Origin of the sequence: Terrabacter sp. Soil811 (assembly GCF_001429655.1) — a bacterium.
Classification (GTDB): domain Bacteria; phylum Actinomycetota; class Actinomycetes; order Actinomycetales; family Dermatophilaceae; genus Terrabacter.
On sequence record NZ_LMSX01000008.1, the window covers coordinates 387,869 to 406,607 of the forward strand.

The 18,739-nt window shown below is 70.6% G+C and carries 13 protein-coding genes; 9 read left to right on the forward strand and 4 right to left on the reverse strand.

Annotated elements, in window-relative coordinates; all coding sequences use genetic code 11:
• Positions 1 to 31: 31 nt before the first annotated feature.
• The 3 genes from folE (at position 32) to ASH01_RS12345 (ending at position 4,352) form a co-directional block, all read left to right on the forward strand.
• Positions 32 to 577 carry a GTP cyclohydrolase I gene (gene folE / locus ASH01_RS12335; RefSeq protein WP_056777648.1) on the forward strand — a complete coding sequence of 182 codons (546 nt, stop codon included), beginning with the start codon at positions 32 to 34 and terminating at the stop codon, positions 575 to 577.
• A 99-nt stretch (positions 578 to 676) separates the two neighbouring features.
• On the forward strand, positions 677 to 2,800 hold the full coding sequence (locus ASH01_RS12340; RefSeq protein WP_056776089.1) for a bifunctional lysylphosphatidylglycerol flippase/synthetase MprF: 2,124 nt from the start codon (positions 677 to 679) through the stop codon (positions 2,798 to 2,800).
• Positions 2,801 to 2,966: 166 nt separating this feature from the next.
• A complete protein-coding gene (locus ASH01_RS12345) occupies positions 2,967 to 4,352 on the forward strand; it encodes an NAD-dependent malic enzyme (protein WP_056776090.1) in 1,386 nt (461 codons plus the stop codon).
• Between the two features lie 11 nt (positions 4,353 to 4,363).
• Here the strand turns inward: ASH01_RS12345 and ASH01_RS12350 are convergent, their stop codons facing one another.
• Positions 4,364 to 4,771 (reverse strand): DapH/DapD/GlmU-related protein, encoded by a 408-nt coding sequence (locus ASH01_RS12350; protein WP_056776093.1) that lies wholly within the window; start codon positions 4,769 to 4,771, stop codon positions 4,364 to 4,366.
• 302 nt (positions 4,772 to 5,073) lie between these two features.
• Positions 5,074 to 7,146: a nickel-binding protein gene (locus tag ASH01_RS12355; RefSeq protein ID WP_235509606.1), complete on the reverse strand. Its 2,073-nt coding sequence runs from the start codon at positions 7,144 to 7,146 to the stop codon at positions 5,074 to 5,076.
• A 74-nt stretch (positions 7,147 to 7,220) separates the two neighbouring features.
• On the opposite strand from ASH01_RS12355, the gene ASH01_RS12360 reads away from it, so the two are divergent.
• Complete coding sequence (locus ASH01_RS12360; protein WP_056776095.1) at positions 7,221 to 8,231, forward strand: aldo/keto reductase family protein; 1,011 nt, start codon at positions 7,221 to 7,223, stop codon at positions 8,229 to 8,231.
• An 88-nt stretch (positions 8,232 to 8,319) separates the two neighbouring features.
• Here ASH01_RS12360 and ASH01_RS12365 read toward each other — a convergent pair whose 3' ends face one another.
• On the reverse strand, positions 8,320 to 10,263 hold the full coding sequence (locus ASH01_RS12365) for a hypothetical protein (RefSeq protein WP_156415559.1): 1,944 nt from the start codon (positions 10,261 to 10,263) through the stop codon (positions 8,320 to 8,322).
• Positions 10,264 to 10,448: 185 nt separating this feature from the next.
• On the opposite strand from ASH01_RS12365, the gene ASH01_RS12370 reads away from it, so the two are divergent.
• Together ASH01_RS12370 and ASH01_RS23010 are read left to right on the forward strand one after the other, a co-directional pair.
• Positions 10,449 to 12,107, forward strand: a complete 1,659-nt coding sequence (locus ASH01_RS12370; RefSeq protein WP_056776098.1) for an NERD domain-containing protein — start codon at positions 10,449 to 10,451, stop codon at positions 12,105 to 12,107.
• Positions 12,108 to 12,304: 197 nt separating this feature from the next.
• A complete protein-coding gene (locus ASH01_RS23010) occupies positions 12,305 to 12,610 on the forward strand; it encodes a hypothetical protein (protein WP_056776100.1) in 306 nt (101 codons plus the stop codon).
• A gap of 45 nt (positions 12,611 to 12,655) precedes the next feature.
• On the opposite strand, the gene ASH01_RS12380 is transcribed toward ASH01_RS23010, so the two are convergent.
• Positions 12,656 to 14,176: an HNH endonuclease signature motif containing protein gene (locus ASH01_RS12380; RefSeq protein ID WP_156415560.1), complete on the reverse strand. Its 1,521-nt coding sequence runs from the start codon at positions 14,174 to 14,176 to the stop codon at positions 12,656 to 12,658.
• 294 nt (positions 14,177 to 14,470) lie between these two features.
• Here ASH01_RS12380 and ASH01_RS12385 point away from each other — a divergent pair, with 294 nt between their 5' ends.
• The 3 genes from ASH01_RS12385 (at position 14,471) to ASH01_RS12395 (ending at position 18,629) form a co-directional block, all read left to right on the forward strand.
• Complete coding sequence (locus ASH01_RS12385) at positions 14,471 to 15,889, forward strand: pyridoxal phosphate-dependent decarboxylase family protein (protein ID WP_056776104.1); 1,419 nt, start codon at positions 14,471 to 14,473, stop codon at positions 15,887 to 15,889.
• A gap of 143 nt (positions 15,890 to 16,032) precedes the next feature.
• Positions 16,033 to 18,147 (forward strand): CARDB domain-containing protein, encoded by a 2,115-nt coding sequence (locus ASH01_RS12390; RefSeq protein ID WP_056776105.1) that lies wholly within the window; start codon positions 16,033 to 16,035, stop codon positions 18,145 to 18,147.
• A complete protein-coding gene (locus ASH01_RS12395) occupies positions 18,144 to 18,629 on the forward strand; it encodes a hypothetical protein (RefSeq protein WP_056776108.1) in 486 nt (161 codons plus the stop codon). The genes ASH01_RS12390 and ASH01_RS12395 overlap by 4 nt, the downstream gene beginning before the upstream one ends.
• Positions 18,630 to 18,739: the final 110 nt, after the last annotated feature.

Consider the following 18,739-nt stretch of genomic DNA (forward strand, 5'->3'; position numbering starts at 1 on the left):
GGCGGGAACCGGTGCCGTCACCGAACCGGACCTGGCGCGCGCGGCCTCCGGAGCCCGAATCATGCTGGAGGCACTGGGAATCGACCTGGACAACGAGTCGCTGGCGCGCACACCGGAACGCATGGCCGCATCGCTCGCAGAGCTGATGAGCCCACGACCGTTCCAGATGACGACGTTCCCCAACGACGGCGGCTACGACGAGCTGATCGTCGCGAGGGGCATCCCGGTGCGGTCCCTCTGCGAGCACCACATGCTCCCGTTCGTCGGGACCGCGCACATCGGCTACCTCCCGGGCGGGCGCATCCTCGGCCTGTCCAAGCTGGCTCGTGTGCTCGAGCACTTCTCGTCGCGTCCCCAGGTGCAGGAGCGACTGACCGTCCAGGTCGCCGACTGGCTGTGCGCCCAGCTCAGCCCGGTCGGGGTCGGCGTGGTCGTCGAGGCCGAGCACCTCTGCATGACGCTGCGCGGCGTGCAGGCCCCGGGCACCACGACCATCACCTCGAGCCTGCTCGGCGCCCTCCGGGACGACTCACGCTCGCGGGCGGAGTTCCTCGCCCTGACGCAGGCATCCCGCTGAGGCGTCGGCCACGTCGGCCGCGTCGGCGGCGTCGGACGGGCTCGTCGGACATCCAGCACGTCCTCGACGCGAGGGGTGGTTGGCAGGACAATCGAAGGCATGTCCCGTCTCTGGACGGTGACGAGTCGCCTACCGCTGACGAGCATTCTCGTCGTCGCCACCCTCGCGCTGTCGGTGTGGACCCGGTCCCTCTGGGACCCGCTCCTCGATCGGCCGCTGAACGACTCCGTGAGCTACGGCCTGCCCGCGTTCGAGCAGGGTTCCTGGCCCACCGTGCTGACCGGTGCCTTCTTCGCGGCGCGGCCGTTCCAGTACGTCCCGATCCTGCTGGGGCTCATCGTGTTCGGGGGCTTCGCGGAGTGGCGCCTGGGCTCGCTCCGCTACGCAGTGGCGCTCGTGTCCTGCCACGTCGTAGCCGTCCTGGGTGCCGCCGGTCTGCTGTGGCTCACCCGTGACCACGGCTACGCGTGGACGACGCACCTCGCCGCAGTGCTCGACGCGGGGCCGTCCGCCGGGTTCCTCGGCGCGGCGGCCGCAGCGTCGGTCACGCTGTCACCCCCGTGGCGTGGCCGGGTCCGGGCGTTGCTCGGCGCCTACGTCGTGCTCTTCGTCATCCACATGGGCGCACTCGCGGACCTCGAGCACGTGCTGGGGGTGGGTTTCGGCCTGCTCCTCGGACCGACTCTCATGGGCCGCGCGCCGTTGCTCACCTTCCGCCACCTGACGCGACGAGACTTCCGCCTGCTCGCGTCCGGCTTCTTCGTCATCGCCGCGGTCGAGGTCGCGCTACGCCCCTTCACCACCGCGGACGGCCCGTTCGCGGTCACCCTGAGCCCGGAGGCCCGGGCCGCGGAGCTCGCCGACACGGACGTGCTGCTCGGCGTCCTCCAGATCGTCCTCTGGCTGTGGCTCGCCCGGTCGCTCTACAAGGGCCGGCGACTGGCCTGGCGCTGGGCCGTGGGGCTCCTGCTCGTCGTCATGGTCATCCAGGTCCTGAACCTCGGCTACATGATCGCGGTGGGTGAGCAGGGACTCCTCGCTGCCGGCTGGGAGCTCTTCGGCAACGGGCTCGGCCTGTCCGTGTGCCTCGTGGGCCGCCATGCGTTCCGCAACCCGTCGCCCCGCCGCGCTCGCCGCACCAGCGGCAGCATCGTCGCTCCCGCCGACGACGACCAGCGCTCACGGGCCACGCAGCTGCTGCGGCAGCAGGGCACGGTCAACCGTCTCGCGTGGATGACGACCTGGCCGGAGAACCGCTGGTTCACGCCGGCCTCCGTGTCGGGATACGTCGCGTACCGCGTGCACGCCGGCGTCGCGGTCGGGCTGTGTGACCCCGTGGCCTCGGCCGAGGAGGACCGGTCCATGCTGCTCGGCGCCTTCGCGAACGCCGTGCACGCCCAGGGATTGGTGCCGTGCCTCTTCACCGTGACGGGAGAGGCCTCTCGACATGCGCGAGCGCAGGGATGGCACTCCCTCCAGGTGGCGGAAGAGGCCTGGGTCGACCTGCCCACGCTGGACTTCGTCGGCAAGGCATGGCAGGACGTGCGCACCGCCCTCAACCAGGCGGCCAAGCTCGGCATCGGCTTCCGGATCGGCCCACTCAAGGACATGCCACGCGGCATACAGATGCAGGTCAAGGCGATCTCGTCCGAATGGGTCGAGGACAAGGGGCTGCCCGAGATGGGCTTCACCCTCGGTGGCGTGGATGAAGCCCTCGACCCTCACGTCCGAGTCGGCCTGGCCATCGACGGTGACGCCACGGTCCACGGGGTCACGTCGTGGATGCCGTTCCACGCGAGCGGGGGTGGGGACCCCGCCGGCTGGACGCTGGACGTCATGCGGCGCCTGCCCGGCGGCTTCCGCTACTCCATGGAGTTCCTCATCGCCTCGGCCTGTCTCACCTTCAAGGAGGAGGGCTGCGCCCTCGTCTCCCTCTCGGGTGCCCCGTTGGCCCGGACCCGGCCCTCTGCGGGTGACGAGTCCTTGGACCGGGGCACGCTCGACGTCTTCCTCGACCGACTCGGCGAGTCCCTGGAGCCGTACTACGGCTTCAGGTCCTTGCATGCCTTCAAGTCGAAGTTCCAACCGAGGCACGAACCGCTCTATCTCGTCTTCCCGGACGAGGCCGCGCTCCCGCGCATCGGGCTGGCCCTGAGCCGCGCGTACCTGCCGGATGCCGGGATGCGAGACCTCGTGGCCCTGGCCCGTTCGGGGCGGCAGTGAACAGACGGGCGCGCGTCCGGGCCGGTCACGAAACCGATGCGCCGGCCACGACCTCTGCGGCATGCCGGCGACATTCCCGACGAGACGGTCGGCATCCGAGCGGGCCGACCGTCGCGGGTGGAGGATGAACGGGTCGGGCACCGTTGCTCCGCGCGAGAGGACTGTCATGGCCATCCCGAGTCCTGGGTACTCGATCACCGTCCGGGTCGAGGTGCCGGCCGCCGCCAACGCGACGTCGGCCCTCACCACCGCCGTCTCGTCCACCGGCGGAGCCCTCACGGCGCTCGACGTCGCCGAGAGCCGCACCGACCGGCTCGTCGTCGACGTCACGTGCGACACGCGGGACGAGGCGCACGGTCACCTCATCACCGAGGCGATCGCCGCGATCCCGGGGGCGGTCGTCCGCAAGGTCAGCGACCAGACGTTCCTGCTCCACCTCGGCGGCAAGATCGAGGTGAACCCGAAGGTGCCCCTCAAGCACCGCGACGACCTGTCACGCGCGTACACGCCCGGAGTCGCCCGCATCTGTCAGGCGATCGTCGAGCACCCGGAGGACGCCCGCCGTCTCACGATCAAGCGCAACACCGTCGCCGTCGTCACCGACGGCTCGGCCGTCCTGGGGCTGGGCAACATCGGCCCGCTCGCGGCCCTCCCGGTGATGGAGGGCAAGGCCGCGCTCTTCAAGCAGTTCGGGGGAGTCGACGCCTGGCCGGTCTGCCTCGACACCCAGGACCCCGATGCGATCGTCGAGATCGTGCGCGCGATCGCCCCTGTGTACGGCGGCATCAACCTCGAGGACATCTCTGCCCCAAGGTGTTTCGAGATCGAGTCACGCCTGCGTGACCTCCTCGACATCCCCGTCTTCCACGATGACCAGCACGGCACCGCGATCGTCGTCCTCGCCGCGCTCAAGAACGCCCTGCGCGTCGTCAACAAGTCCATCGACGACGTGCACATCGTCGTGTCCGGCGTCGGCGCCGCGGGTCACGCGATCATCCGTCTCCTGCTGACCCAGGGTGCCCGCAACATCGTCGCCTGCGGTCGCACGGGTGCCGTCCACAACGGCAACGAGGGCATGGAGCCCTTCCGCCAGTGGATCGCCGACCACACGAACACCGGTCACCAGAGCGGCACCCTCAAGGAGGTCCTCGTCGGTGCGGACGTCTTCATCGGCGTCTCGGCGCCGGACCTGCTGACGGGTGACGACATCGCGACCATGGCTCCCGACGCGATCGTCTTCGCCCTCGCCAACCCCGTGCCGGAGGTCGACCCGATCGCCGCGAGCGAGCACGCCGCCGTCGTCGCGACCGGCCGCTCCGACCACCCGAACCAGATCAACAACGTCCTCGTCTTCCCGGGCTTCTTCCGCGGGCTGCTCGACGCCGGCGTCTCCGACATCACGGACGCCATGATGGTCGCCGCGGCGACCGCCATCGCCGACTCGGTCGAGCCGGGCGAGATCAACCCGAGCTTCATCATCCCCAGCGTCTTCGACGCGAGCGTCGCGCCGGCGGTCGCCGCAGCGGTGTCCCGGGTGGCCGGCACCCGCTGACCGGACCGGCGTCAGGCGGCGCGGCGGTGCTGGGAGCCGGCGCGGACGACAGAGCCCTCGGAGATGACGTCGTCGCTGTCGACGCGCACGCCGTCCCAGACGTGGGCGTTGGCGCCGATCTTGACGCGTGCGCCGATCCGGGCATCGCGCCCGACGACGGCGCCGGCGGCCACGTGTGCCGTGGTGCCGATGCTGGCTCCGGCGTGGACGACCGCGCCGCGGTCGATCCAGGCACCGCTCGCGATGCGGGCTCCCGCGCCGACGACCGCTCCGCGGTCGACGTAGGCGTTCTCGGCGACATAGGCCGCAGGGTCGACGTGGGCGTGCGACTCGACGAAACCGCCACCGTTGTCGTGGCGGGCGTAGCGCAGCACGGTTCCGTTGTCCTCTTCGAACTCCTCGTACTTCCTTCGCCTCATGGTGCACCCCCTTCGGGTCGTGCGTGGACCGTCTGTCCACGCGTGCCTCGTCTGGATCAACGTTCAAGTGAACATGAAGATTCCGTCGAGGTGACGACTGGTTTCTACCCGCCCAACGCGCGGGCCAACCGTGCGGTTCCATCGGCTGGGACGGTGCCGGGACGACCGGGGATGACAGGTGGGCGACCGCGTGGGTGCAGGACGACGTGGCCGTATGCCGTCACCTCGGGGTGGCGGCATACGGCTGGGTCGTCAGGCGGTTGGCAGTGGTGCGGGTGGGGCGGATGGAGCGGATGGGGCGGTCAGACGCCCTCCTGCACCTCGTAGATGGCGTCGGCGACGAGCCCGTGGGCGTCGCGGTGCACGATGTTGGCGGCCTCGGCGTCGGGAGCCTCGACGAGGCAGAAGATCTGGCCCCGGCGCTCGTCGACCCAGTAGCGCAGGTAGTTGACACCGTGGGGGTCCTGCGTGGCGAGGTCGGCCCGGTGTGCCTGGGCGACCGCGTCCATCGTGACCCCGTCGCCGAGGGAGTGGACGTCCATGAAGAGCGGCATGCTCGTGGTCCTTTCGGGATGGGAGAGCCCCTCGAGATAGAGGGTCCACGAGTCGAGGTCGCGCTCTGAGCAGTACTCGATGCCCTCGAGGAGGTAGCGCCGTGCGTCCTCATGCCGCCGCTGCAGCACGGCGCTCGACGCGAGGTTGCAGTACGCGCGAGCCGCGTGCTCGTGGAGGTCGGCGGCGCGTGCCTGCTGGAGGCTGTCGTCGAGCATCGCGGCCCCGGAGGCGAAGTCACCGGCCGCGATCTCGATCGTGCCGAGGTTGTTGAGGGCGTGCACGCGCACCTCGGTCTGCTGCGCCAGGTCGTCGAGCGAGTCGGCGAGGTCCAGCGTCCGGTGCGCCCACTCCCGGGTGCCGGCCAGGTCGGTGGCCAGCATGCGGAGCTGCGCGAGGTTGCTGTAGGCCAACGCCAGCTCGAAGGTCGAGCCCCCTTCGAGCACGTCGACGGCGACCGCGGCCTGCGTCTCGGCCTCGGCCTTGCGCCCCGCGAACCAGCTGAGCCGTGACAGGCACCGCCACGCGTCGCCGACCCGCGTGGCGTCGTCGGCGGCGTCCCAGATCCGGCGGGCCGCGTCGCCCGCCTCGATGGCGCCCTCGATGCGGTCGGTGAGATAGAGCTCGTAGCCGAGGGCCCAGAGCAGGTCGGCCCGGCGGCGGGAGGGCACCTCGGTGTCAGGCAGGGTGTCCGCGTGCTGCAGGGCGCGGCGGTACTGGTCGACGGCTTCCCGGTGGGCGCCGAGGCGAGCGGCCCGTGCCCCGGCCTCGGGCGCATGGGCCAGCACGGCCCGGCTGTCCCCGGCAGCGTCGGCATGGTGCGCCAGCCGCGCCGGGTCGGCTCCGCGACTCTCGAGCGCCGCGAGGAGTCGGCGGTGGATGTGGAGCCGTCGTCCGGCAGGAACCTCGTCGGCGACGGCGAGCCTGCCCAGCTCGTGACGGAACGTGACCTCCCGACCCGACATGACGACCAGTCCCCGGGCGAGCGGCTCGTCGAGGACGGCCAGGCCCTCGCTCAGGAGTCCTTCGAGCAGGTCGCTCTCGGCTCTCGACCCGGTCAGGGCGACCACTTCGAGGGCTCGCTGTGACGACTCGTGGAGACGGGCGACGCGGGCGAGCACCGCGTCGCGCACGGTCGGGGGCATGCCGGCCGTGTCGCCGGAGAGCACTTCGGTGACGAAGAACGCGTTGCCGCCCGTGACGTCGTGCAGTCGCTCCACGTCGATCCTGGTCTGCGACAGCCGGTCGTGCGAGCGTTCGGCGACGAGGGTCGCCACGGCCCTTGGGCTGAGTGGCGGCAGGTCGATCCGCCGGGTCCCACTGGCGGATGCGGTGTCCCCCAAGAGGATTCGCAAAGCGCTGCCGGCACCCGCGTCCTCGGGGCGGTAGGTGACGAGCACGAGGGCATGGCACCCGTGGACGCGCCGAGCCACGTGGCGCAGGAGGTCCAGGGTGGCCTCGTCGGCCCAGTGCGCATCCTCGATGACGAGCAGGTAGGGCCGGTCCGGGGGCGCGTTTCGGAGGGTTTCCACGAGCCGCGTGAAGACGTCCTGCCGACTCGCCTCCTCGGGCCACAGGCCCGCTGGGAGGGAGGGCACCATGTCGCGCAGCGGACCGAGCGGTGCAGGGGTGGCGGATCCGTCGCAGCTGCCGATGGCGACGCGTGCGCCGGTCTCGAGCTCGGAGGCCGCGGCGGAGACGAAGGTGGTCTTGCCGATGCCGGCCTCGCCCGAGACGTAGACCAGTCGCCCGTGCCCAGCGCGTGCGTCGTCCAGGTAGCCAGCGACAGCGCGAAGGTGCTCGACGCGCTCGAGAAGCGTCACGTCGCGATCGTACGTGCGTCCCCTCGACGGGGAGCGGGGTCCGAGCAACATCGCCGGCGGCATACGGTGGACGGATGAACTTCCGATACCTCGGCAACAGCGGACTCAAGATCTCCGAGATCACCTACGGCAACTGGCTGACCCACGGCTCGCAGGTCGAGAACGACGTGGCCACCCAGTGTGTCCGGGCGGCGCTCGACGCCGGCATCAGCACCTTCGACACGGCGGACGTCTACGCCAACACCAAGGCCGAGAGCGTTCTGGGCGACGCCCTCAAGGGCGAGCGGCGCGAGAGCCTCGAGATCTTCACGAAGGTCTACTGGCCCACCGGACCCGGCGGCAAGAACGACACGGGCCTCTCACGCAAGCACATCATGGAGTCGATCAACGGCTCGCTCGAGCGCCTCCAGACCGACTACGTCGATCTCTACCAGGCCCACCGCTACGACACCGAGACGCCGCTCGAGGAGACGATGCAGGCCTTCGCCGACGTCGTCCGCCAGGGCAAGGCGCTCTACATCGGCGTCAGCGAGTGGACCGCCGACCAGATCCGCGAGGGCGTCACTCTCGCGAAGGAGCTCGGCTTCCAGCTCATCTCGAGCCAGCCGCAGTACTCCATGCTGTGGCGTGTCATCGAGGGCGAGGTCGTGCCGACGTGCGAGGAGCTCGGCGTCAGCCAGATCGTGTGGAGCCCCATCGCCCAAGGCGTGCTGACGGGGAAGTACCAGCCCGGCCAGCAGCCGCCCGAGGGCTCGCGCGCCGCCGACGAGAAGGGTGGCGCCGACATGATCAAGCGCTTCATGAACGACGACGTGCTGACCCGCGTGCAGAAGCTCAAGCCGATCGCTGACGAGGCCGGTCTGACCATGGCCCAGCTCGCCGTCGCCTGGGTGCTCCAGAACCCCAACGTCGCAGCCGCGCTCGTCGGCGCCTCGCGTCCCGAGCAGGTCGCCGAGAACGTCAAGGCGGCCGGGGTGAAGCTCGGGCCCGAGCTCATGACGAAGATCGACGAGGTCCTCGGCGACATCGTCGAGAAGGACTCGGGCAAGACGAAGGAGACGGCGCCGCAGCAGCGCGTCGCCTGACGTCGGACCCTGACGCCCGACAACGTATGCCGCCCAGCCGGGTTCGCGAGGCTGGGCGGCACACGTGTGTGGCCGGGCGGTCAGCCGGTCATGACGGCGTGAGCTTCGTCAGACGCGTGGACCAGTTGCCGAGAGAGGTACGCGTGCCGCCGCAGCTGCCGATCGGGGGAGTCAGGTACTGCGCCAGGGTGCAGGTCTGGGCGATGTACTCCGAGGCGATCCAGATGGACCGGCCGTCGGTGACGGCCGCCCCGTAGTCCCCCCAGCGGGTGCGGATCGGGGTGCCGACGAAGGCCTTGTAGCTCGTGAAGCCGTCCGCCGGGCCGATACCCTCGGCCACGATGTGGATCGGGCCGACTGCTCCGCTCGACGAGATCGGAGCGTAGGCCGCGCTGGGGAAGTGGTCCCGTCCGACGACGCTGAAGGCGATGGCGCCCTGACCGGTGGTCAGCATCGTGATGGCCGGGTAGGTCAGGTTGTTGCCCGCGAGGGCCAGGTAGCCCTGCTTCTTGATGTTGCCGCCGACCTTGCCGGCGCCGTTGATCTTGGGCTCCACCGAGAACCAGGCGATGCCGGCCCGCAGCTCGCCGTTGACCCGCACCGCGGTGTCGACCGAGCCCCAGAGGACGCCGTTGGTGAACCACGTCTGCTGCATGCGGGTGTCGTTGGAGTCGAGGTGCGAGATGACCTCGTCGTGCGCCGGCTCGGGCGGGTTGAAGAAGAGCTGCCAACAGCCTGGACCGAACGGGGTCGCGATCGTCGTGTCGTTGATGCACTGGCCGAGCGGGAAGTCGCCGGCCTTCTGGTCGGCCTTCGGCGGGAAGACGTACGTCTCGCTGTTGACCAGCTTGTTCGTGACCGCAAGCGCCGGGGTGGCGGCGTCGAGCGATGCGGTGTTGGTCAGCGCCCACAGGCCGATGCGCCGAGCGGTCCCGGTCGGGTTGCCCGTCTCCGAGCCGTCACCGGCGGCCGAGCTGAGCAGGTACTCGCTGCCGTTGGCGGCGCTCTCGTACTGGCCCGCGGGTGACGTTGCCGGCCACACGGTGAAGCCGGGCGTGCCGGCCAGGTCGAGATTCGGCACCAGCGTCATGCGGACCGCTGCCGGGTGGGTGGCGAGCTGCGCCTTCGAGAACGCGAAGACCTGGGCGGCGTTGAAGCTCGGTCCGAAGAGGTCGTACTCGTTGGTCGTGATGTAGATGCCATTGGCGTCCCCACCGATGTGCGGGTAGTCCTGGAAGCACGGGCCCGGTGTGACGCCGTCGGTCGTGCAGCCGTGGTTCGGTGTGCCTTCCGTGCCGTCATTCTGGGCAGGCACCGAGTAGATGGTCCACGTGCCCGTCGGGTTGCTCGTGTTCGAGACGGCCACGTCGATGGTGTTCCTGCCGTTGAAGTCGCCGTTCGCGTCCACGTGCAGCGTCGTGATGGCCACGACAAAGCGCTGGAAGTCGGGGTCGTAGTGGCAGATCGGGTCGATGACGTCGGGCCCGACGACGCCGGTCGTGCGGTTGATGGCCGCGGGGTAGCCGAAGAAGGTGTTGAGGTCTTGCACCCCGGTCAGCGGCACGGCGTTCGAGTCGTAGACGCGCAGCACGCTGTTGACCGACTCGACGGTGAAGCCGTTGCCGACACAGAGGGCCTGGTCAGGTGGCTCGAGTGAGAACTGGTTGCCGCCGTTGGCGAGGCGCTGGTCGCGGTGGTTGAGGCCCTGGATGCTGGCCTGGACCGCCGGGTTCGTCGCAGCGACGGCGCTCGACGCCACCACGGGGGCATCGAGCGGGTGCTTGGGGAAGATGCCGTGCTTGAAGTTCGGGTCGGGGCGGGTCGACGGGACGCCACCCTGCTCGTCGTCGGGTCCGGCTCTGAGCTCGGGCTGCTGGAGCCCGTCGGCGCCGGTGCCGAGGCTGCGGATACTGGTCGTGCCAGAGGACGTGATCTGGCGGGTGTCAGAAGGGGCGGCGTTCGCGGCTCCTGGCAGACTCAGCAGCGCTGCGGCGATGGCCGCGGCTCCGCTGGTGGCGATGATCTTTCGCATGAGCACCTCCGGGAGAATCTGCGCGGACGTGTCGAGCGGAGCCTGGCCACCTTTCGGATGTTCGCTGGTGTGGGAGCGCCGCTCGCACAACTTTCGAGCGTACGCCGGTGCAGCGGCCGCGGGTGCGGTTCGACGGATCTGCGCAACTACGAGGTCGGGTCGCGCAGCACGGCTACCCTGCGGGCATGGCACAGGGGGAGGGCGCGCGGTTCGCGCACGAGTCGGAGCGTGTCGTCTGGGAGCGGCTGGCGCGTGGCGTCACGGAGGGCACGGTGCTGCTGCCCAACATCCGCCTCACCTCACAGCTCAAGGACCACGAGCTCGACGTCGTCGTGCTCATGCCTGGCGTGGGCGTCGTCGTCGTGGAGGTCAAGGGCGGCAGCGTCTCCGTCGACGCGCAGGGCCACTGGTGGTCCGGTGGTGGTGCGCGCCGCAGCCGGGTGCGCCCCGTCGAGCAGTGCCGCGACGGCAAGTACGCCCTGCGCGACTTCGTGGAGGCCGACCCCCGCTGGAAGAACCGCCGCAGCCGGGTCCGGTTTGGCCACGCGGTCGTCGTCCCGTTCACGGACATCGCGGACGACTTCGCCACCCCGGACTGCCCGCGCTGGATGATCAGTGGCCGCGGAGACCTCGACGACCTCGCTGGCCGGGTCCACGACGTCGTAGCCCTGCAGGAGAACGACCAGCGCGTCCCCACTGCCGAGGACGTCGAGCTGATCGTCGAAATCCTCTCGGGCAGAGGCTTCCCCGTACCCGACATCGCCGCTGACGCGGACGAGCGGGAGGCAACGTCGGACCGACTGACCCAGGAACAGGCGGCTCTGCTCCAGGTCACACGGCTCATCAGGCGGATGGAGATCCGGGGTGGTGCCGGCAGCGGCAAGACGATCCTGGCCCTCACCCAGGCCAAGGACCTCACCCGTGGCCAGGGTGATCGCAAGGCGCAGCGTGTGGCACTCGTCTGCTACTCGATCGGCCTCTCCCAGTACTTCAAACGGCAGCTCGCCAGCGTGCCGAGGCACCATCGGCCGGCCTTCGTCGGTTCCTTCGAGGACCTCGCCAACGAGTGGGGGATCGACACCGCGTCGCACGACCGCAACGACGCAGCCTTCTGGGAGCGTGATCTGGCCGCCCGGATGACCGAGATCGCTGCAGCACTCCCGGACGGCAAGAAGTTCGACGCCGTCATCGTCGACGAGGCCCAGGACTTCGCCGACCACTGGTGGTACCCCCTCATGAAGGCGCTGCGCGACGAGGACGAGGGCGGTCTCTACGTCTACTCCGACGAGAACCAGCGGATCTTCGCCCGCTTCGGCCGGCCGCCGGTGCCACTGGTCCCACTCGTGCTCGACCACAACCTGCGCAACACGCAGCAGATCGCCCGGGCCTTCGGGCCGCTCGCACCGATGCGGATGCACCTCCGGGGAGGAGTCGGCGCCGATGTCCGCTTCGTCGCCTGCCCTCGGGACGAGGCGATCGGCAGCGCCGACGACCAGGTCGACCTGCTCCTCGAGGAGGGATGGCAGCCGCAGCACGTCGCGCTCCTGACGATGGGCTCACGGCACCCGACACAGGTCGAGCGTCAGGAGGCGGACGGCCACGTCGGATACTGGCGGTCCTTCTGGGACGACGACGATGTCTTCTATGGCCACGTCCTCGGCTGCAAGGGACTCGAACGCCGCGCGGTCGTCCTCTGCGTGAACGCGAAGAAGACCGAGCGCGCCCGCGAGATGCTCTACGTGGGCATGTCGCGCGCCACCGACGAGCTCGTCGTCGTGGGGGACCCGGACTTCATCCGCGAGATCGGTGGCGCCCAGGTGGCTCACCGGCTCGGCATCGGGTGACGCAGCCATGTCAGGCGGCGCCGGGGCTGGGGACAACTTCGACGGGCTGCCTCGCGTCCGGATGACGATGGCGGGCATGACCTTCAAGGACCTGCCCCCTCGGGCGAGTGAGATCCCCCTGACCAACCGTCGCGTCGCTGCCGACGTCATCGACCTCATCATCGGCGACACGGACCGCCACCGGGTGCGTCGCGCTGATGATCTGCGATGCCGAGGACCGCGGCATCCAACCGATCCTGCTCCACGACGTCCCGCCGGACGCCGAGGCCACTGGCCTGGCCCAGCTGCTCGGCATGCTCCTGCCGCTCGTGGCCGACAACGACGGCTCCATCCTCATCGGTCGGGGCCGACCGCGAGGGACGGCGCCCGACGACGTCGACCGTGACTGGCACCAGCTGGCGATCGACCGCTGCGCCGACCACGAGGTCGACCTGCTCGGCTTCTACCTCGCCACCGGCGACGGAGTCTTCCGCCTGCCCGAGCCACTCACCGCCGCGTCGTGAGGGTGTCTGGCAGGGACCCACCGCACGTTCGGAATCACCGCACGTTCAGAAGGGTGGGGGCTCGAGATCGGTCGAGCGATGCCGGGTCGACCGATCTCGAGTTGGGGGCGCGAGCGACGTGTCTCGGACGCCGTCGAGCCAGTCCCTTGGGTAGGTGTCGTAGATGCGACCGGCCTTGGTGCGCCAGCGAACCCGGTCGCCCTCGCGGCGGACGAGCCAGTGGCCGTTCGTGTGCAGGTTGTGGTGGGGACGGTGCTTGCTCGTGAGGTTCGTGACCTCGGTCAGGCCGTGCGGCCAAGGGACGTCGTGGTCGAGGTCGCATCGAGCGGCCGGCACGGTGCACCCCGGCGCGCGGCACGTCCCGTCGACGGCCTCGACATGCGCTCGCATCGCCGGGGTCGGCCGGTAGGCCTGGGTCTCGAGGTGCACGGCAGCGCCGGTGTCCGCATCGACGGCCAGCCGACGCCACGCCGAGCCGTCGTTGAGCATGATCTGGCGGGCGTGGTCCGCCGTCACCCAGCCGTGGCCCGGGACCTCGCAGGGGGTGTCGGTGAGCCCGACGGCCGTCGTGAACGGGACCACGAGCGTCACTGTCGCTGACGGCCGGCGACCCAGACGCGTGAACCACTCGCTGCCTGAACGGCATCCGTCATCATCAGCGCCAGTCGCGCCGGGCATCGGCGGGTCGGTGCCGACGGGCGCGGGCCAGCCGAACATCAGGGTGTCGGTGATGACGTCGGCGCGCAGCGAGTCGAGATCGCGCGGGTCGCCCTGGGCCCGAGCGGCCCGGGCGACGGCATCGGCTCGCTCCATCGCGGCGATGATCTTGTCGGCGTCGTTGACGACGGTGAGCACGCCGAGGCCCTCGTGGTCGATCTGCGCGTGGGCGCCTCGACGACGTCGGGCGGCGCGTCGCCGCTCGCCGGCCTCGCGGTCGGCGGCCAGGCACGCGCGGGTGAGCCGTTGGCGGAAGAGGCTGGGGGAGGGTGGAGCGCCGTCCTTGGACCGGAGCACGGAGTCGACGATGCGCGGCCCGCACTCAGGCGGTAGTGGGGCGATCTCAGCCTGGATCGTGCACGCACGGTAGAGCGTGAGCGCGCCGTGCTGCAGGCGACCGCGGAGGGCGGCAGCCCCAGGAGTGCTGGCGGTGGCCAGGTCGAGCCGACCCCGCACCTCGTGGGTGCCGAGCCCGGTGGCCGTGCACACCTCCAGCGCGGTCAGCTGGTCGGCGTCGATCCAGCCCGCAGGAAGCGGCCGGTCGAGGTCGGCGAAGCGTGTCAGCTCGTCCGCCTCGATCGTCGAGCGAAGCCGAGCCAGGGCCTCGAGGGCGACCGCATCCAGCACCGCCTTGCAGCGTTCGACGGACTCGACGACCCTGAGGTCCGCGTCGGCCAGCGCCTCGAGCTCCGTCCGCGCCTCGTCGTCCTGCGCCGTCGTGAGATCGTCGGCGACGGCCTCGACCAGCTCGCCGACGAGCGCCGGCAGGACCTGCGTGAGCACCGCCTCGGCCACGTGCTTGCGCAGCGTGCGCTCGAGACGTGGCAGGTCGCGCTGCCGGATGGGCACTCGGGTCGCGACCCTCGATCGATAGAGGGTCGCGAGACGGTCGAGGTCGACGACGGCGTCGGAAGCCTGGGCAAGGTCGGTCGAGGAATGACTCCTGACTGCCGCTGCGCCGTCCATACCCCATGAGAACACCTGTTCGAGTCGATGGTCAAGGGGTGGAGCAGGCCAGTCTCGTTGTCCGGCAGCATGATTGGCATTGCCGGATCATGCGCACTGTCATGCCTCGGCCATCGATGACCTGCCCCAGCTGTCGGCCCCCTTGTGCGTGTGCGCCTCCCGGAGGAACGTGCGGGGATGGATGTGGACCTGCAACAGCTGTTCGCTCGCGCCGCCGCCGAAGGGGCACGGCACCGCGCCACCGTCGCAGACCGGCCGGTGCAGCCAGCGGCCGATCGCGCCGCTCTGGCGGCAGCGTTCGGCGGCCCGCTACCAGCGAGGAGAACCGATCCCACCCGTGTCGTCGACGAGCTGATCGCCGCCGCGCGCCCAGGCCTCGTCGGCACCGTCGGTCCACGTTTCTTCGGTTTCGTCATCGGGGGAGCGTCAGCGGCAGCCACGGCCGCCGACCTGCTCGCCGCGGGCTGGGACCAGTGCGCCTACAACGAGGTCCTCTCACCCGCCGCGGCGGCGGCCGAACGTGCGGCCGGAGGCTGGGCCAAGCACCTGTTGGGAGTGCCCGAGTCCGCCTCGGTGGGTTTCGTCACCGGTGCCCAGGCCGCGAACACCGTGGGCCTCGCGGTCGGACGGCAGCGGGTGCTCGCCGACGTCGGGTGGGACGTCGCGCGGGACGGTCTCTTCGGTGCTCCCAGGATCGCCATCGTCGCGAGTGAGGAACGGCACGCCACGATCGACCGGGCCGCTCGGCTGCTCGGGTTCGGCACGGGCAGCATCGAGCCCGTCGCCGCCACCCCGCAGGGCGCCATCGACGTCGACCGTCTCCGAATCGCCCTCGAGTCCGTCGGCAGCCGGCCGGTGATCGTCTGCCTGCAGGCGGGCAACGTCAACACGGGGGCGTGCGACGACCTCAGGACCGCGACGACGATGGCGCACGAGCACGGCGCATACGTCCACGTCGACGGTGCCTTCGGACTCTGGGCGGCCGCGAGCCCCCGGACCGCCCATCTCGTCGACGGGGTCGAGCTCGCCGACTCGTGGGGCACGGACGCCCACAAGTGGCTCAACGTCCCCTATGACTGCGGACTCGCCTTCTGTGCCGACGCGGACCTGCACGCAGCCACGATGTCGTACGCGGCGGCATACCTCACCGGGTCGGGCGCGGAGTCCGACCACGTCCTCGGCGACCTGACGCCCGAGTCATCCAGACGGGCAAGGGGCTTCGCGGTCTGGGCCGCCCTGCGCGAGCTCGGCACCGAGGGTGTGGCCGAGCTCGTCGACCGATCCTGCGCCTTGGCGCTGCGCATGGCCCAGCGCCTCGCAGTCGGCGGTGCCACCGTGCACAACGACGTCGTGCTCAACCAGGTCCTCGTCAGCATCGGCGATCCCAGTCGCACGGACGCGATCGTCGAGGCCGTCCAGCGTGACGGCACGTGCTGGGTCGGCGCCACGACGTGGCACGGTCGGCGGCTCATCCGCGTGTCGGTGTCCAACGCCACGACCAGCGAGCACGACATCGACATCTCCGCCGACGCCATCCTGCGTGCCGCCGGAGCCGAGTCCCCAGCGGACGTCCAGCAGAATCCCAGCCCCTCCTGACCGATTCTTGACCCGTGCATCCGTAGCCGCCCGGTCCTCCGACTCGTTGGACCCGACGAGCGAGGTCCTCGTGCCCTCTCTCGACGGTCCTCGGACCGGACACCTCGGGGGTGTCATCCACTTCGGATCAAGGAGCTGCACCCATGCTGCCGACCTTTCCCTCGCGGGCCCGCTCCCGCTTCCGCGCCGGCGCCCGCGGCAGAGCCGTCCCGCTCATCGCTGCCGCGGGCCTCGTCGCCGCCCTGGGGGTGGCCGCCCCCGCGCTGGCCGCCACACCGACCGGGGGAGCCGTCACCGACACGAGCACCAGCGTCCGGTGGACCGCCGGTCCCTTCGTCGCCCCCAACGTCACCGGGACGACGGGCGACGTGACGTGCGGGCCCGGGCTCTGCGACGACTTCGCGCTGCACGTGTCGACCCCGAGCGGCTACGGGGAGACCCACCAGCTGACGGTCAAGGTGGGCTGGGCCAATGCTGCTGCCGACTTCGACATCTACCTGCTCGACCAGAACGGCTCGGTCGTGGCGTCGTCCGCCTCGAGCGCGGACCCCGAGACCATCGTCGTGGCACCGACCAGCGGCGACTACACGGTGAGGGTCGTGCCGTATGCCCCGCTCGGTGAGTCCGTCACGGGCACGGCGACCCTGACCGACGTCCCGGCCAACCCCGCGCCGAGCCCGGCCACGCCGCCGACCTACAGCCAGTACGGCGCACCCCAGTCGTTCGGGCGCGCGCACGACGCGGGCGAGCCGTCGATCGGCAGCAGCCACACGACCGGTTCGACGTTCTACCAGGCCCTCTACGACACGTACCGGGCGACGTGGGACGACAGCGTCACGCCGTCCGCGGTGACGTGGTCGGACGTCTCCGCGAAGCCGGCCAACGGCTGCGCCACGGGCGGATCGACGTCGCTCGACCCGATCGGCTTCACCGACCGGGCGACCGGACGCGTCTTCGAGAGCCAGCTCGCCGGCAAGACCTCGCTCATGTGCTACTCCGACGACGAGGGCGCCACGTGGTCGCCCAGCCAGGGCGGGGGCCTCAACTCGGGTGTCGACCACCAGACCGTGGGTGGAGGTCCCTACTCGCCGAACGGCGTCGGTGCGCTGCCTACGTCGAGCTACCCGAACGCCGTCTACTACTGCAGCCAGGACATCGCGGACGCCAACTGCGCCTCGAGCCATGACGGCGGGGTCACCTTCGGACCCGCCATCCCGATGTACTCGCTCCTCGACTGCGGTGGCCTGCACGGTCACGTCAAGGTGGCCCCGGACGACGGCACGGTCTATGTCCCCAACAAGTCGTGCGGCGGCAACCAGGCGGTCGCGGTCTCCGAGGACGGCGGCACGACGTGGTCGGTCCGCAAGGACCCCGCCAGCACCGCCGGCGACTCGGACCCCAGCGTCGGCATCGGCTCCAAGGGCACGGTCTACATGGGCTACCAGGCCGCGGACGGGACCCCCCGCATCGCCGTGAGCCGCGACAAGGGCAAGACGTGGACCGACGACCAGAACGTCGGCGCGGGCCTCGGGGTCCACAACACCGTCTTCCCCGCCGTCGTGGCCGGTGACGACGACCGCGCCTCCTTCGCCTTCATCGGCACGACCACCGCCGGGAACTACCAGGACGCCACGACCTTCAAGGGCGACTGGCACCTCTACGTCGCGACGACGTACGACGGCGGCAAGAGCTGGGTCACCGTCGACACGACGCCCGGCGACCCCGTCCAGCGTGGCTCCATCTGCACGGGTGGCACCACGTGTGGCAACGACCGCAACCTCCTCGACTTCATGGACGTCACGGTCGACCGGACCGGCCGGGTCGAGGTCGGCTATGCCGACGGGTGCACCGGTGCCTGCGCGCAGCCGGGCGGCGCCCAGAACTTCGATGCCTATGCGACCATCGCGCGCCAGCAGGCGGGCAACACGTTGTATGCCGCCTACGACGCCCTGCCGAACATCACCCCGACCTCCTTGTCCGTCACGAAGGCCGGCGGCCTCTATGCCGCGTCGACGACCGTCGCCAACCCGGGCAAGGCCGCCGCCCGGGGCGTCACGACGCGACTCCGCGTCGACGGGGTCAACGTCGCCACCTCGTCGCCGGTCGACGTCCAGCCCGGCCGCTCGGCGGCCGTCACGTTCCCCGGCGTCCGTCTCGGCAAGGGCACGCACGTCGTCGCCGTCGTCGTCGACCCGGACGGACGCATCCGGGAGTCCGACGAGGCCGACAACGAGCGCCGGCTCCAGGTGACGAGATGAGACGGCTCAACGAACGGTCGGGACCTCGCCGGGCCCTCGCCGCCGGGGCGCTCGCCACGGCGCTCGTCACGGCGCTCGTCCTCGCCGGCTGCGAGAACGACGAGCTGGAGTCGGCCATGGCGGCGCAACCGAGCTCGAACAGCGCGGCCCTCGTCTGCGCGAAGGACGCCAAGCCGGTGACGCTGCCGGCGTCGTTCCCCGCGAGCGCGGCCGTGCCGGATGGGTACGTCGTGACGGGCGTCGAGGCCCGCAGCGCCGGTCGCACGGTCGTCACCGCGGTGTCGCCCAAGCCGTTCAAGCAGACGCTCGCCGACATGCAGACCGCCTACTCGACCCGTGGGTGGTCGGCGTCCGAGGGTGAGGTGGAGGAGCGGGACGCCGAGTCCAACTTCGACGGCAACGGGCTCCGCGGCCGGTGGGCCATCCGCGAGATCCCCGACTGCACCGACAACACCTCGGTGAGTGTGCTCATCGGCACCTGACACCCGGTCGGCGGCGGGAGAGCCCGCCCGCCGCCGACCTGTCTGAGCAGTCACAACTCCCTGCCGACGCACGCCCGACGCGGGACGATGGGAGTGGCCGGAGCATGCGG